The 14600-nt window shown below is 53.5% G+C and carries 11 protein-coding genes and 1 pseudogene; 5 read left to right on the top strand and 7 right to left on the bottom strand.

Annotated features, from left to right (window positions below):
- The first annotated feature begins 38 nt into the window (after positions 1 to 38).
- Genes SPM24T3_RS02135 through SPM24T3_RS02125 form a run of 3 tightly spaced genes read left to right on the top strand, consistent with a single transcriptional unit; the run spans position 39 to position 4190 of the window.
- Complete coding sequence (locus SPM24T3_RS02135; RefSeq protein WP_037377345.1) at positions 39 to 1511, top strand: TolC family protein; 1473 nt, start codon at positions 39 to 41, stop codon at positions 1509 to 1511.
- Positions 1511 to 2629 (top strand): HlyD family secretion protein, encoded by a 1119-nt coding sequence (locus tag SPM24T3_RS02130; RefSeq protein ID WP_009635042.1) that lies wholly within the window; start codon positions 1511 to 1513, stop codon positions 2627 to 2629. Before SPM24T3_RS02135 ends, SPM24T3_RS02130 begins: the two co-directional genes overlap by 1 nt.
- Positions 2622 to 4190 (top strand): MDR family MFS transporter, encoded by a 1569-nt coding sequence (locus SPM24T3_RS02125; protein WP_009635041.1) that lies wholly within the window; start codon positions 2622 to 2624, stop codon positions 4188 to 4190. Before SPM24T3_RS02130 ends, SPM24T3_RS02125 begins: the two co-directional genes overlap by 8 nt.
- Here SPM24T3_RS02125 and SPM24T3_RS02120 read toward each other — a convergent pair.
- Together SPM24T3_RS02120 and SPM24T3_RS02115 are read right to left on the bottom strand one after the other, a co-directional pair.
- Positions 4187 to 4945, bottom strand: a complete 759-nt coding sequence (locus SPM24T3_RS02120; protein ID WP_009635040.1) for a helix-turn-helix domain-containing protein — start codon at positions 4943 to 4945, stop codon at positions 4187 to 4189. The two genes, SPM24T3_RS02125 and SPM24T3_RS02120, sit on opposite strands and share 4 nt — an antisense overlap.
- Positions 4946 to 5010: 65 nt before the next feature.
- Positions 5011 to 5925, bottom strand: a complete 915-nt coding sequence (locus SPM24T3_RS02115; protein ID WP_009635039.1) for a LysR family transcriptional regulator — start codon at positions 5923 to 5925, stop codon at positions 5011 to 5013.
- Positions 5926 to 6037: 112 nt separating this feature from the next.
- Here SPM24T3_RS02115 and SPM24T3_RS02110 point away from each other — a divergent pair.
- Together SPM24T3_RS02110 and SPM24T3_RS02105 are read left to right on the top strand one after the other, a co-directional pair.
- A pseudogene (locus tag SPM24T3_RS02110) lies at positions 6038 to 6862 on the top strand (SDR family oxidoreductase).
- A 226-nt stretch (positions 6863 to 7088) separates the two neighbouring features.
- Complete coding sequence (locus tag SPM24T3_RS02105; protein ID WP_237712957.1) at positions 7089 to 8162, top strand: acyltransferase; 1074 nt, start codon at positions 7089 to 7091, stop codon at positions 8160 to 8162.
- Between the two features lie 336 nt (positions 8163 to 8498).
- Here the strand turns inward: SPM24T3_RS02105 and SPM24T3_RS02100 are convergent, their stop codons facing one another.
- The 5 genes from SPM24T3_RS02100 to SPM24T3_RS02080 form a co-directional block, all read right to left on the bottom strand.
- The gene (locus tag SPM24T3_RS02100; RefSeq protein WP_009635037.1) at positions 8499 to 9212 is read right to left on the bottom strand and encodes an SDR family oxidoreductase; all 714 of its coding nucleotides are present in this window, start codon (positions 9210 to 9212) and stop codon (positions 8499 to 8501) included.
- A gap of 253 nt (positions 9213 to 9465) precedes the next feature.
- Positions 9466 to 11145 (bottom strand): ABC transporter ATP-binding protein, encoded by a 1680-nt coding sequence (locus tag SPM24T3_RS02095; protein ID WP_009635036.1) that lies wholly within the window; start codon positions 11143 to 11145, stop codon positions 9466 to 9468.
- Positions 11146 to 11149: 4 nt separating this feature from the next.
- Positions 11150 to 12013, bottom strand: a complete 864-nt coding sequence (locus SPM24T3_RS02090) for an ABC transporter permease (RefSeq protein WP_009635035.1) — start codon at positions 12011 to 12013, stop codon at positions 11150 to 11152.
- Between the two features lie 2 nt (positions 12014 to 12015).
- Positions 12016 to 12945, bottom strand: a complete 930-nt coding sequence (locus SPM24T3_RS02085; RefSeq protein ID WP_009635034.1) for an ABC transporter permease — start codon at positions 12943 to 12945, stop codon at positions 12016 to 12018.
- 1 nt (position 12946) lies between these two features.
- Entirely contained in the window at positions 12947 to 14500 is a 1554-nt protein-coding gene (locus tag SPM24T3_RS02080) for an ABC transporter substrate-binding protein (protein ID WP_157135232.1), read from the bottom strand.
- Positions 14501 to 14600: the final 100 nt, after the last annotated feature.

The raw sequence follows: 14600 nt of genomic DNA, 5'->3' as shown, positions 1-14600 counted from the left end.
CATTAATCTAGACGCATTCTCACTAGCGAGTGCTTTTCATGTCTAACAACACAAGGCTACTGGCAGCCTTAATCCCTTTAATATCTTCTAGTTGTAGCGTAGGCCCTGACCAGCCGCCGCAGGCAACGGTCACACTCAATGCCCTCAGGCCGCCGGTATCTGCCTTGGCGGATCGATGGTGGCAGCTGTATCAAGACTCCAATTTAAATCTGGCGGTAGAGCAGGCTTTAAGCAACAACCGCAGTCTGCGCGTGGCTGCCGCAAAATTGCTTGAGGCTCGCGCAGTGCTTAATGAGACAGATGCTGAGCGATTGCCCGGCACGACGTTTTTTGCCAACGCGGGCTACGGCAGCACAATCAATGACCAAATCGCAGCGGCCCGGCAGCAGAGCGGCATTCGCACCGGCTCGCGTTACGGAATCGGGATTGACCTGCAGTGGGAAGTCGATCTTTTCGGTCGTCTGCACTCCCTGAGCCGGGCCGCCGAGGCGGACGCACAGTCGGCGCAGGCGGCAGAGGATGGCCTCCGCGTGGTGGTGGCTGCCGAGACCTCGCGGGCCTGGCTAGATGCGTGTAGCTACGCGCAGCAAATCGGCATAGCGCAGAGTTCGCTGGAAATGGCCGAGCACGGGCAGCAAATCGCTGAAAGGCTGCGTCAGTCCGGGGCCGGTGTCACCCTCGACGTGGTGCGAGCTCAGGCACAGGTTGAGCAAACCCGAGCCAGTTTGCCGCTTTTGCAGGCTGCGCGACGCAATACGCTGGCGGAGCTGGCAGTGTTAATGGGGCGTTTGCCCGACGATCCCCCACAGGCAGCCACAGACTGTCAATCGCCACCGGAGTTGGCTCACTCTGCGGTGCAGGCAACCAATGGTATGGCGATGTTAAGCCGACGGCCTGACGTCTTACAGGCTCAGCAGCAGCTGATTGCCGCTACAGCAAGAATTGGCGTTGCGACGGCCGACCTTTATCCGCGTATCTCGTTGGGTAGCAGCGTGTTGAGTTCCGCTCCTCAGCCCGATGGTTGGGATAAAAGCGGTGCTTCTGTTTGGAGCATCGGGCCGCTGGTCTCGTGGTCGTTTCCTAATATCAGCCAGGCCAGGGCGCGCATTGCTCAGGCTGGCGCGCGGGAAAGCGCAGCGCTGGCCAACTTCGACGGCACGATGCTTGGCGCTTTAAAAGAGGTGCAGCAGAATCTCTCGAATTACGACGCAATTCAGCAACAGCAGCAGGCGCTAACTCAAGCCGATAAAAACAGTCAGCAGACATTGCAGCTTGCCCAATATTCATGGCAAGCCGGGGCGACCACGGCTTTGGACTATCTAGACGCGCAGCGTAGCGATATCGCCGTGCAAAGCCAGCTGGCGCAGGTTAATGCGCAGGTCATTGATGCTCAGATATCGCTGTTCAAAGCCCTCGGCGGTGGCTGGCAACAGGCTCCTGCCGTGGTATTGCCAATACCGCAACGCGCTAATCCCCAGTTTCCCCTTATTGCCAAACGAGAAAATCTTTGATGACCGTACAACCAACCCCTGTTCAGCAACGGGCCATTTCCCCTTATCGCGCTAATCCGCGCCCTCGAACCATTATCGCCATTGTGTTACTTGCGCTGATTGTGCTGGCGTGGGGCATTTATTGGTGGACCACTGGGCGATGGCTCATCGATACCGATGATGCCTACGTGCGCGCCGATATTGTGACTTTGGCACCGCGTATTTCCGGTTATCTGACTGAAGTTAATGTTGAGGACAATCAGCAGGTAAGGCCCGGTGAAGTGTTGGCACAAATTGATACTCGCGACTATCAGGCCAAGGTCTGTCAGGCCGCCGCCGCTGTCAGGGCCGCAGCAGCAGAACTTAGCGTGCAGCAGGCGCGGATATTCAGCCTTCAGGCTCGTCAAATTCAGCAAAAAAGTCGTATTGACGATGCTCGGGCAGCCGTGCGGGCGGCTGGCGCAGAGTCTGAACGTTCGGCATTGGAAGAGCGTCGCCAAGTACGGCTGATGAGCCAGAATGTCAGTAGTATGCAGCAGCTGGAATCAGCAAAGGCGGAGATGAATAAAACCGCGGCCAATCTTGCTCGGGCGCAGGCACAGGTATTGATGAGCAAACAGGCCCTGATGGTGCTGGCAAGCGACAGGCAGGCGGCGGAGGCCGAGTTGGTTAAAGCCGATGCTTTGCAATCGCAGGCGCAGGCGATGCTGAATCTTGCGCGCATCAATTTAGGCAGTACACAGATTAAGAGCCCGATCGCGGGCACTGCCGGGGAACGAACTTTGCGCGTGGGCCAATATGTAGAAGTCGGCTCGCCGTTGCTGGCCGTGGTGCCTGACAGTGTCTATGTGATTGCTAATTTCAAGGAAACGCAGATTGACCTTATGCGCATCGGGCAAACGGCTGAAGTGACTGTAGATGCTTATGATGGCCAACGTTTCAATGGGACGGTTGAAAGCTTTGCGCCCGCCTCTGGCGCGCAGTTTGCGCTACTTCCTCCAGACAACGCCACCGGCAATTTTACCAAAATAGTCCAACGAATGCCGGTGCGTATTCGATTGAACAAGGGGCAGGCGCGGCTCGGCGAAATTCGCCCCGGCATGTCAGTGATTGTCACGGTGGATACTCACCATGGCTAGGCAAATAGCGGCACCGGCAATTTCATTACGTACCTGGGTGGCGGTTCTGGGTAGCGTAGTTGGCTGCTTTATGGCGGGCATGAACGTACACGTGACCAATGCCTCGCTGCCCAACGTGCGTGGTTCGCTAGGGGCAACGTTTGAAGAAGGGTCGTGGATCACCACCGCCTATCTGGTTGCAGAAATTATCATTATTCCAGTCACCGGCTGGCTGGTTTCAATATTTTCCATGCGTCGGGTACTGATGGTTGGCACTGCCGGATTTGTGTTTTTTTCGATTGCCTGCTCGCTGGCGCCCAACATTCAGAGCATGATTTTTGCTCGCGCATTGCAGGGAGCGTTTGGTGGAGTACTGATCCCGCTGTCGTTCCAGCTGATTGTCGGGGAGCTGCCGAGCAACAAGCATGCACTTGGCATGGCGCTGTTTGCCGTGGCTGATAACGTTGCGCAGGCGGCGGGGCCGTCACTTGGCGGCTGGCTCACCGACGCCTATTCGTGGCGCTGGATTTTCTATTTACAGGTGCCGCCCGGCCTGCTGCTGCTGGCTGCCATTGGCTGGTCGGTTAAACCGCAACCGGTACAACTGGAAAAGCTAAGGCAGGGCGACTGGTGGGGAATTATCACCATGGCGATAGGCCTTTCGGCGCTGCAAATCATGCTGGAAGAGGGAGGGCGCAATGACTGGTTTTCGTCATCATTTATTGTCAACTGTACGCTGCTGGCGGTGCTGGGGCTGGCGGGTTTCGCCTATGTCGAGCTGAAGAGCAAAACGCCATTTATCAATCTGCGGCTGCTTGGTCGCTATAATTTTGGCCTTGCCAGCCTGATGCAGTTTTGTTTTGGTGCCGTGGTGTTTGGTGTGGTTTTTCTGGTGCCAAATTATTTTGCCGAGGTTCACGGCTATAACGCCAGTCAGATTGGCGCGATGATGATCCCTTACGGCATTGTGCAATTTATTATGTCGTTTGCGACCCCACGCCTGATGCGCTGGACCAGCGCGCGCACGGCGATCATTGCCGGATTCGCCATCACCGGCCTCGGCTGTCTGATGAACATTCATCTCAACCCGAACGCGGCCTACAACGTGATTGTGCCTTCGCTGGTGGTGCGCGGTATTGGTCAATCTTTGGTGGTGGTCGCACTCGGCGTGATGGCGATTCAGGGGCTGGAAAAAGAACAGCTGGGTTCTGCCTCAGGCCTGTTTTCGATGGTGCGTAATGTCGGCGGGGCTATCGGCATCGCGCTGTCCAGCCAGATAGTCGTCGAGCGCGAAAAATGGCACGCGCAACGCATTGGCGAATCGGTAACGCTGTTTGCTCAGGCGACGCAACAGCGGCTGGTGGAGTGGGTTAATCTGTTGGCGCATCGCCATCTGGATTACGCCAGCGCATTGTATGGCGCAGGTGCAGGGCAATTGCGACAGCAGGCGTTGGGTTTAATAAATAACACGGTGCGCCGCGATGCGCTGCTGCAGTCATACAGCGACGCTTTTTATATCGCCGGGCTGGCAATGCTGGTCTGCATGCTGGCCGGATTTATTCTCAGGAAAAACGCGGATTAAAGATAAAATTCGGAAGGAGGGAGGCCGAACTGGCGTTTAAAGGCGGCGGCAAAGGCGCTTTGGCTTTCATAGCCGTGCTGCAAGGCAACCTGAACAATAGGCATGCCCTGCGCCAGTGACTCAAGAGACATTAGAAGACGCGCCTGCTGTCGCCAGCGACCAAAAGTTATGCCGGTTTGTCGTTGAAACTGACGATGAAAGGTTTTGTCGCTCATCGCCAGCATGGCGGCCCAGTCACTTGCCGCACGGCCATCGGCAGGTTCCTCGGCCAGCGCCTGGCAAACTCTGATAATCTTTGCATCCTGTGGCCATGGAAGATTAAAGGGCAGTATCGGCAGCGAGCAGAGCTCATCGAGGATAAAGCGCATCAGGCGGCCATCGCGACTTTCCGCCTGATAGTCAGTTTCAACTTTGGTCGCGGCAAGAATAAGCTCGCGCAGCAGGGGCGAAACATCGATAACACAGTCGCTGTCGGGTAATCCCGGGATGGCATCGGGATTAACAAAGATGCTGCGCATCCGAGCCGCGCAGCGCATGCGAACCGTGTGGCTGATACCGGCTTTCAGCCATACGCCACGGCTGGGTGGAACGACCCAGCGGCCGAGCTCGGTTTCAATGACCAGCACGCCTTCAATAGCGTAAAGCAGCTGCGCGCGCTGGTGTGAGTGGGCAGGAATAATATGACCGCTGGCGTAATCGGCGGCGACCCCGATAACCGGAATCGCGGTGGAATCATTTTTAAAAGACAGTGCCACTGTTGTTCATCCTTGAAGCGAAAAATATGACCATCAAGCTGCAATAATATGCTAATTATCGCTATTTAAACACCTTGCGTGCCGCGAAATTCACGCAATAAATCGATAAATACCCGCAGGTTGGCAGGCATATGACGGTTCTGCGGAAAATAAAGGCACAGGCCGGGAATGGGTGGAGACCAGTCCTCCAACACGGCTGTCAGGCGGCCGTGCTGCAGGTCTTCTCGCATATAACTGTCTGGCAAATAGGCAATACCCAGCCCGTCAATTGCCGCTTCGAGCATCAGCTGAATATTATCGAGTGTCAACATGCCCGGAACGTCGAGGGCGATTTCCTGACCCTCTTTGGAAAACTCCCACCGATAGCGCTTGCCGCTGGGCAGCCGCTGACGAATGCAACGATGCTGTGTAAGCTCTTCTGGCACCCTGGGCGTGCCGTGGCTGGTGAGATAATCAGGCGAAGCTACGGCAAGAAAACGCACCTCGCGCTCAAGGCGCACCGCCACCATGTCTTTAGGCACTGCCTCGGCCAGTCTTATGCCCGCATCAAACCCCTGTTCAACCACGTCGACCAGTGATCCTTCCGCCACCAGATCCAGCTCAATGGCCGGGTAGCGGCGCATAAACTCAGGGACGATTGTGCGCAGCAGAAAACGGACTCCCCCCTCGTTGCCATTAATACGCAGCCGCCCCATCAGGTGACCCGGCGTACCGGCCACATTCTCGAATGCGGCATCTAGCCCACTTATTACCGGCTCAAGGTTTTTAAGAAACCGTTCGCCCGCCTCGGTGAGAGAGACACTGCGAGTGGTGCGATGCAGCAGACGTGCGCCCAGTGTGGTCTCAAGGGTTCTTATTACGTGACTTAACGAGGAACGCGTTACGCCCAGCAAGTCGGCCGCGCGGCGAAAACTGAGATGTTCCGCCACACAAATAAAGGCCCGCAGCTCATTCAAAGTCGGTTTATTGATTGGTGACATTCTTTCACCTATTAATCCAATTTATAGGTCATTAACGTAACAGTAAACAGCGGGTAGGCTCTATTACTTAACGATGATTTATTTACGTCATAACCTCCAATAGGTGAAAAAGATGAGCAAAACCTGGTTTATAAGCGGAACCTCTACCGGCCTTGGCCGCCTTCTTACCGAGAGTTTACTTAAGCGCGGCGACCGCGTGGTAGCGACATTGCGCAAGCCGAACATGCTGAATAATTTGCGCGAAACGTTTGGCGATCGACTGCACATCCTCAAACTTGACGTGACCGATACCTCTGCAATCCGGGAAAGTGTCGCAGAGGCGTTTAACCATTTTGGCCGTATTGATCTGGTGGTTAGCAATGCAGGTTACGGGCTTTTTGGCGCGGCGTAAGAGGTGAGTGATGATCAACTTGAACGGCAGATTGCCACCAATCTCACCGGTTCAATTCAGCTTATCCGCGCAGTGCTCCCTTACCTGCGTCAGCAGGGAGGAGGCCGTGTGGTGCAAGTTTCTTCCGAGGGCGGGCAAATCGCTTACCCCAATTTCAGCCTTTACCATGCGACAAAATGGGGAATTGAAGGCTTCGTCGAGTCGGTGGCTCAGGAGGTTGCGCCGTGGGGGATCGATTTTATGCTGGTTGAGCCTGGCCCGACCGGAACAAATTTTGCCGAAGGATTAGATCGCGCTCAAACCCTGCGTTGCTACGACGAAACTCCGGCTGGAGAGGTTAGAAGAGCGGTGGATAATGGCGACTTTATTATTAGCGGTGACGCGGTAAAGGCCGTCGCCGCGATGATAGCGGCGGCTGATGCGCCCGTTATGCCTTTCCGACTGGCATTGGGCAGCACAAGCTATACCTCGATTCATGAAGCGTTAAGTCGGCGATTACAACAACTGGAAGCACATAAGGCGGTGACGTTGTCTACTGATAAATAGTTTATTGAGTCAAAGCATCAACCTAAAGTAATTTTTACTATTATGTATCCTTTAAGTTGCCGGCAAAAAGAATACATTAATATATTTAACTTGAGATATTTACTATATGTCTTAACATCAAAAAGCTGCTATCAAACGAGTATTATTATTCATCGCGCTCAACCTGATATTACTAGGGGGGTTAATTTTTGCTGTTTTTACGGCTAACAGGTGATGAACTATGCACATGAAATCTAATGCATTACATGATAACTGTTTTGATGTGCTCAGGCATTTAGCTGCTTTGATGGTTATTTTTGACCACCACCATTCTTTGAGTGGAGGAGTTGAGCCGGAGTTTTTCGGTTTAACTTCATTAGGCTCTATTGCGGTATATATGTTCTTTTCAATCTCTGGGTATCTTATTACTCAAAGTTTTGAACGGAGAAAGTCTAATATTGAATATGCCAAGAAAAGGTTTTTTAGGATTTATCCCGGCTTAGTGATTTGCCTGATTTTCACTGTTTATATATGTTGTGGCATGTTTGGCCGACTAGGGTTTAGCGATTGGGCAACCTCCTTAGAACCGGTTAAGACCTTCTTTAAGGTTTTATGCATTACAGGCTACGGGACTGTTTATCTAAGCTCTCACGGCATGAACTACTTCACCACAGATTATATTTTTAAAGACACCATGAATGGCAGTCTCTGGACACTGTTTTTTGAAATTTTGGAATATATTATGATTGCCTTGTTTTTGTCGGTATTTCGTAATAAAAGTCTGGCTATTGCTATACCATTGTTCCTCGCGATCGCGCTTTTGATTTACTGCAATGCAGTAAGCGTCGCACACATGAAGTTAATAAGTCTGGGGTTTTTAACGATTCCATTTTGCATGGGTGCGCTTTTATATCTAAACAGGGACAAATGGCTTAGCAGTCGATCTATGAAATTAATGATGTTCATCTTCCCCTGGATAATGTTTTATCTGTCTAGCTTTTCTCCTTTGTTCAGCGATGCCCTTATATCGATGGCGGTTTGTTTGCTGACCATCGTTATTGGGTTAACTTTTAAAGATCCTCTGATCAAAGGGCGTTTTGACTTTTCCTACGGTATCTATATTTATGCATTTCCGGTTCAACAAATTGTTATTAATGAACTGGGGATGGGGTTTTATACCTCAATGTTATTATCCATATCAATCACTTTTGTCCTCGCTGTTATATCCTGGTTTTTTATTGAAAAACCGGCGATTGAGTGGTCGCGACGTGTAATAAAACGGCCCGAAAGCGTGATACCAGCAGACCGCACTTTGGATTAATGAGCTACAGACGCCGGCAGTTTCTGGCGAGCGTCTGTCTGTTTCTTTGGTCATAAGCCCGCATTTCGCTATGAAAGTTATAGGGCCACATTGAACGTCAAATGTTGACAAAATAAACCTTTCACCACGATCTCATGGGTAAAACAGCGTTTTTATTCGCAATATTTAAGCTTATTAATTCAATGTTGAGATTATGTTAATTCTTGCACTCGGGTGCAAATAATAAAAAAGGGTGTTTCAGAGAAAATTTAAACCATGCATCAAAACGGGATGGGAATTTTATTAGCGCTCAACCCGCGGCAGGTTAAGCGCCTGAAGATGCCGACTGAAGGGAGATTAACGTTTGGCTTTGTCGTGACGCGGTCTGACACTGACGTCAGTAATCTGGGTATCTTCAGTGGCGTTCACCACCAGTCGCACCGCGCTGGCAACTGATTCTGGCGTGCTGTACTCCAGCGGATTAATGGCCTCAAAGTTCCCGGCGCGTTCGCGGCTTTTTCTGTTCATCGGCGTATCGGTAGGGCCGGGCGAGACGGTAGAAACGCGAACGCCGTTGTCACTTTCTTCACCACGCAGAGCATGGGCAAGGGCATTGAGGGCAAATTTGCTGGCGGAGTAAACGGTATGTCCCGGCAATGCCAGCGTGCCTGATCCCGAGTTGATAAACACAATCTGACCGCGTTGTTCGCGCAGAGTAGGCAGTGCAAGGCGGGTCAGTTCTGCGGGGGCAAAAACGTTAACCGAAAACTGCTTTTGCCAGATATCCGGCGTGGCTTTCTCAACGGTGGTTTGCTCGGAGATCGCAGCCGCGTGAACCAGCACGTCAATTTTTGCCAGAGAGGCAACCAGCTTTTGCTGGGCAGTGAAATCGAGCAGGTCAATTTCTACTGCCTCAACATTTTGCAGCAGCCGTAACGCCACCAGGCTGTCTTTATTGCGGCCCAATGCATAGACGTGGTGATCTTTTGCCAAGTCATGGACGATTGCCAAACCAATACCGCTAGTGCCTCCGGTGACCACTGCCACCGGTAAAGCCGATGTATGACTCATGGGTTATCTCCATATATTAATATCTTGCCAAATTATCAGCGGGCAGAACGAATGACGACGACAATTTAATTCTAAGCTTAGATAACTCATGCAAAACACCTCTTCTCATCTCTCTACGTTATGCATTTTACTGAGATCCTAAACATTTTTTCTTGGTAGTGCCCTTAATGGGCTTATGCAATGCTCAGCGCTGGCGTATTTTGCCGACCGATCCGACCGACCAAGGGTCCTCACGCAAGGCGGGGACCCATGGTCAGGCCGTAATCACGCTGGCGAGCAACGACTGAGTATAAGGGTGCTTCGGCGAGCCGATAATCTCTTCGGTGGTGCCGGTTTCTATAATCTTGCCGTCTTTCATTACTGCAATCCGATGACTCATGTGTTCCACCACGCCTAAATCATGTGAGATAAACAGCATCGCCAATCCGAGCTTGCGTTGTAGGGCGGTGAGCAAATCGAGGACTTGCGCTTGAGTAGTGACATCCAGCGCGGAAACCGGCTCATCGCAAACCAGAATTTCAGGCTCCGACGCCAACGCCTGGGCAATCGAAACACGCTGCCGTTGACCACCCGACAAAGCCTGCGGGCGGCGTTTTAATAGTTCAGGATTTAATCCAACCCCTTTTACCAGCTCCAGCGTTCGAGCTCGCAATGCCGAGGAAGACAGCTTGCCGCGCAGCTTCAACGGCTGCTGGATAATCTGCTCTACGGTGTACTGGGGGTCAAACGAGCCTAGCGGATCTTGGGTAATGGTCTGAATACGCCCGCGTGAAGGTCGTCGTTCAGATTCGCGCAACCGACTCCAGGGTTTGCCAGCCAGCCAGACTTCACCGCGCTGAGCAGTCTGTAAGGCCAGCACCACTTTGCCGAGGGTGGTTTTGCCCGAGCCGGACTCACCCACCAGGCCTAGCGTTTCGCCCCATGCCAACTGAAGAGAAACCTCGCTGACCGCGTTGTGCCTGACGCCGTCAGGGCGGCTAAAATCTACCGATACTTCACGTACGTCCAGCGCGGCAACGTTTTTATCGCGGCGTTGCTGATTGGCATTTTGTTGGGCAGAAAGCGGCGCATCGGGCAACGGAGGTTCGCCGCCGAGCCAGCGACCGCGAGTTTTGGCACCAGGAATCGCTGCCAGCAAACGTTGGGTATAAGGATGAGACGGGGCCGCCAGCACTTGCGCCGCCGGACCGCTTTCTACCCCTTCGCCGTGCTGCATGACCACCACGCGGTCGGCAACTTGAGCAACCACCGACAGATCATGCGTGATGAGCAACACGCCATGACCGGCCTCGGCCAGCTTCTTGAATACTTCTAAAACACGCTGTTGCACGGTGACGTCGAGGGCGGTGGTCGGTTCATCGGCAATTAACAGCTGCGGCCCTCCCGCCAGCGCAGAGGCAATTAGCGCGCGCTGGCGCAATCCGCCGGACAGTTCGTGCGGATATTGATTAATCCGGTGATGCGGATCGGGAATACCCACCTGTAGCAGCAGCGACGCTACCTGAGCGGAAACTTTGCTACGTGGAAGAAGGCGGTGAATCAATATCGGCTCTGCGACTTCGCGGCCAATGGTGCGCAACGGGTCGAGAGAAACCAGCGCATCCTGCAACACAAAACCTATCTCGCGGCCGCGAATCTTCTGCCATTCGGCTGCGCTTTGTTGCAGCAGATTGATCGATTTGCCGTCGTGCCCACACAATGACAGCGTCTTGGCCTGCACGCGGGCGTTGGATCCGGCCAGGCCGACCAGCGTGCGGGCGGTGACTGATTTACCCGAACCCGATTCGCCCACCAGCGCAACAATTTCACCGGGATTGACCTGAAAAGAGATATTTTTAACCGCCTCCACGCTGCCATCGACCTGCATGAAATCGACCTTGAGATTTTTGACTGTCAGCAGCGGAGTCGGGACAGTATTTTCATTAACAGTCATCGCTTTAGGCCCCTTTGGCCAGAATGGTTTGCAAACGACGGCCCAGCAGGGTAATCGCAATGACTGACACCGCCACCACCGTAGCCGGAAGCAGGCTTATCCAGGGCGCAACATCGAGATAGTCGCGACCATCTGCCAGTAGCGCGCCCCATTCGGCGGTCGGTGGCACCACGCCAAGCCCGAGGAAGCTTAGCGAAGAGGCGGTCAGCACTGACTGACCCACACCGATAGTGGCGAGGATCAGCAATGGGCGCAGCGTATTCGGCAGAATATGGCGAAAGATAATACTTGGCGGCGCTTCACCCAGCGCCACCGCGTGCTCAACGTAGCCAGAAAGTTTAACCTGCAACACTTGCGAACGCAGCAGGCGGGCATAGCTGGCAATGCCGGATAAACCTACCGCAATCAGCGTGTTGGTCGGTCCACGACCTAAAACGGCGATCACCAGCAGCGCCAGCAGCAGCTCCGGGAAGGCCAGCAGGATATCCAGGATCCGCACCAGCACGCGGCGAAGTGCCACCGGTGCCAGCGCCGAGAGCAGGCCCAGTGCCATTCCGCCCGCGCAGGCAATCAGTGTTGCCCCAACGCCAATACTTAGCGACAGCGCCGAACCGTAAATGACGCGGGAAAACACGTCGCGACCCAGTGAATCGGTCCCAAACAAGTGATGCAAGGTCGGCGTAGCAAGAACCGCATCCATATCCATGTCATCGGGCTTTAACGGTGTAAACCATTGCGGAGCAATAACAGTAATAATCAGCAGCAGTACAAAGGCAGCCGGGATCAGGGTTTTGGATAATAACCACGGATTGCCGCTGCGGGACCTGCGAGGCTGGTCAGAGGTTACCAGCAAAGGATTACTGCTCATGATTAAGACGTCCTTTTGCGCAAGCGAGGATCAACCACCAGATATGCGGCGTCGACCAGTAGATTGATAATGACGAACAGCAAGGCGGAAAGCATGACAATGCCCAGCACTAATGGCATATCACGGCTGGCTATGGCTTGTAGGGTAATTTTGCCGATACCGGCACGACCAAACACGGTTTCAGTCAATATTGAGCCGCTGAGTACATTGGCCAGCATGGTGCCAGTCAAGGTTGAAGCAGCCAGCGAAGCATGACGCAGTGCGTGACGCACCCGCAGACGCGTTTCACCGGCTCCGCGACTGCGCACAGTCAGCGCGAAAGGCTGCGACAGCGCCTCTTCCAGGCCATCGCGTAAAATTTGGCTGAGGATCGCCGCCAGCGGCAGGCTGAGAGTGATTACCGGCAATACCAACGAGCGCCAGCCGTCATTACCCATTACCGGGAACCAGTGCATCTGGAAGCTGAAAACGCTAAGCAGAATGATACCTAACCAGTAAACCGGGGTACTCAGCAGGCAAAGTTCGAAGCCTGCAAAGAAAGCTCTCAGATAGCGCCAGCGGCCTGCGGTCGCTAATGCATTGAGAACAGCCAGTGCCAAAGCCAGCACTAAAGCGCTAACCGCTAAAACCAGCGTTTGTTTTAAAGCATCGACGATAACGTCTACCACGGGTTGGCGGTACTGATAACTCTGCCCGAAATTACCCACCAAAGCATGACCAATGTAGTGCAAATATTGCAGCCACAACGGTTGGTCCAAGCCAAATTCATGGAGCAGCTGGGCGCGAAAAGCATCGTCCACCACGTTGGCACCGCCACTCAAAATTGATACCGGATCGCCCGGTATCAGTTTGAGCGCAATAAACGTGAGGGTGGCCGCGCCCCAAAGCACGGCCAAAATGGTCAACAGACGTTTTATTGCGGTGTAAACCATATTAATGACTCAGCCAGGCATCATAGAAATTAGGCTTGGCGTTGGTTGCCCAACTGACGCCGTGAAGCTGTTTGGTGATCCCCAGCTGATAGGCGGGTACGTACAGCGGCACGACGTAAGCCTGACTGATAAGCTGATGTTGAATCTCGGAATAAAGCTGCTTGCGCTGCGCGTCCGGAGCCCCCTGAGCCTGAATCAGCTTGTCATCCAGAGAGCTGACGTGGCTGTAATCAGCGCCTTTGGGTGGTGTATAGCTTGAATGGAACACAGTGCGCAGAATGTCTGGCTCGGCGCGAACATAGTAGTTCGAAACGGCATCGTACTGATTGTTATTGGTACGATCGGTAAAGCCGCCTGAGTCAACCGGGTCCAGCTTGAAGTCAATCCCGGCTTTCTTGACCTGAAACTGGATTGCCTGAAACAGAGTCACGTCGGCGGTTTCCAGCGTGCTCGGGTCATAAACGAAATCTACCGTCAACGGCTTGCCGTCTTTGGTACGCACTCCATCGGCGTTCTTGCTGGTCCAACCGGCCTCATCCAGCAATGTATTCGCCTTGGCGAGGTCATAACCCAGCAGTTTGGCCACGGACGGATCGTAATACTGCGTTTGCGGACCCAACACATTGTTAGCCGCTTTCAGCGTGCCAAAGAAGGCGACTTTAACCGCCGAGGCCGGGTCAGTGGCGCTGAGGAAGGCCTGACGCACTTTCAGGTCGCTAAATATCCCCCTGGAAGTGTTCAAATACACGACGCGCACAATCCCCGGATTCTCTTTGGTTTTTACTTCCAGCGCCGGATTGCTTTTCACCGATTTGGCGTTGACTGGTGGAACCGCGTCAATCGCCTGGATCTGGCCGCTGGTCAGCGCACCCAAACGCACGGAAGATTCCGGCAGATATTTGAAGTTAATCTCTGACAAATACGCCGGACCTTGGTGGGTAGCGTAGCCCGGCCCCCAGTTGTAGTCGGCACGACGGGTCAGCTGGCTGCCGCTGCCTTTAACGAAGGATTTGAGAATAAACGGCCCGGACCCTACGACGGTGTTGTTGGTATTTTGCGTTTTCTTTAAATAGGTTGGCGACTGAATGCCTAAATACGGCAGGCTCAGCCCGGAAAGCAGCGGGGCGAACGGCGTATCGTAATGAATTGCCACCGTGTAGTCATCTGGGGTGGTAATGGTTTTAATCGGCCCCAACAGTGATTTGGAATAGCTGGAGGTGGTTTTGGGATCGAGAATGCGGTCCAGATTATATTTCACCGCGGCGGCGTCGAGTTTGGTGCCATCGCTGAACGTTACGTCTTTGCGCAGATGGAAAACGTAGTCAGTGTGCTTGTCGTTCACTTCCCAGCTTGAGGCCAGCCAAGGGGTGAAGCGATTGTCTTCTGCCTGGCCAACCAGTGAGTCGACCACGTTGCGGTCAATCAGCGCGGTGATTGACTGGCCAGTAATTGATGGGTCAATCGTTGGCGTATCACTGCCTAGCCCGACGTTGAGTGTTCCACCCTGAATCGGCGTTTGCGCGGCGTTAGCCAAAAACGGTTGCCCCGCGGCCATCACCAGCAATGATGCCGACACGGCATTGGCAACATTCTTGATCTTCACGCGCAGCCTGTTGTGGTTCAAATTGTTTGTATTCATCTAATACGCCCTAAAT

The sequence above is a fragment of the Serratia sp. M24T3 genome (genome assembly GCF_000257645.1).
GTDB lineage: Bacteria > Pseudomonadota > Gammaproteobacteria > Enterobacterales > Enterobacteriaceae > Rouxiella.
Note: the sequence above shows the minus strand (reverse complement) of the source record. Positions and strands in the feature narration are given on the sequence as shown.

What these genes read in the sequence shown, in the direction of transcription:
- SPM24T3_RS02130 (WP_009635042.1), top strand. Translation starts at nt 1,511, where the DNA reads ATGACCGTACAACCAACCCCTGTTCAGCAACGGGCCATTTCCCCTTAT.
- SPM24T3_RS02115 (WP_009635039.1), bottom strand. Translation starts at nt 5,925, where the DNA reads ATGTCACCAATCAATAAACCGACTTTGAATGAGCTGCGGGCCTTTATT.
- SPM24T3_RS02125 (WP_009635041.1), top strand. Translation starts at nt 2,622, where the DNA reads ATGGCTAGGCAAATAGCGGCACCGGCAATTTCATTACGTACCTGGGTG.
- SPM24T3_RS02095 (WP_009635036.1), bottom strand. Translation starts at nt 11,145, where the DNA reads ATGACTGTTAATGAAAATACTGTCCCGACTCCGCTGCTGACAGTCAAA.
- SPM24T3_RS02090 (WP_009635035.1), bottom strand. Translation starts at nt 12,013, where the DNA reads ATGAGCAGTAATCCTTTGCTGGTAACCTCTGACCAGCCTCGCAGGTCC.
- SPM24T3_RS02100 (WP_009635037.1), bottom strand. Translation starts at nt 9,212, where the DNA reads ATGAGTCATACATCGGCTTTACCGGTGGCAGTGGTCACCGGAGGCACT.
- SPM24T3_RS02135 (WP_037377345.1), top strand. Translation starts at nt 39, where the DNA reads ATGTCTAACAACACAAGGCTACTGGCAGCCTTAATCCCTTTAATATCT.
- SPM24T3_RS02085 (WP_009635034.1), bottom strand. Translation starts at nt 12,945, where the DNA reads ATGGTTTACACCGCAATAAAACGTCTGTTGACCATTTTGGCCGTGCTT.
- SPM24T3_RS02080 (WP_157135232.1), bottom strand. Translation starts at nt 14,500, where the DNA reads ATGGCCGCGGGGCAACCGTTTTTGGCTAACGCCGCGCAAACGCCGATT.
- SPM24T3_RS02105 (WP_237712957.1), top strand. Translation starts at nt 7,089, where the DNA reads ATGAAATCTAATGCATTACATGATAACTGTTTTGATGTGCTCAGGCAT.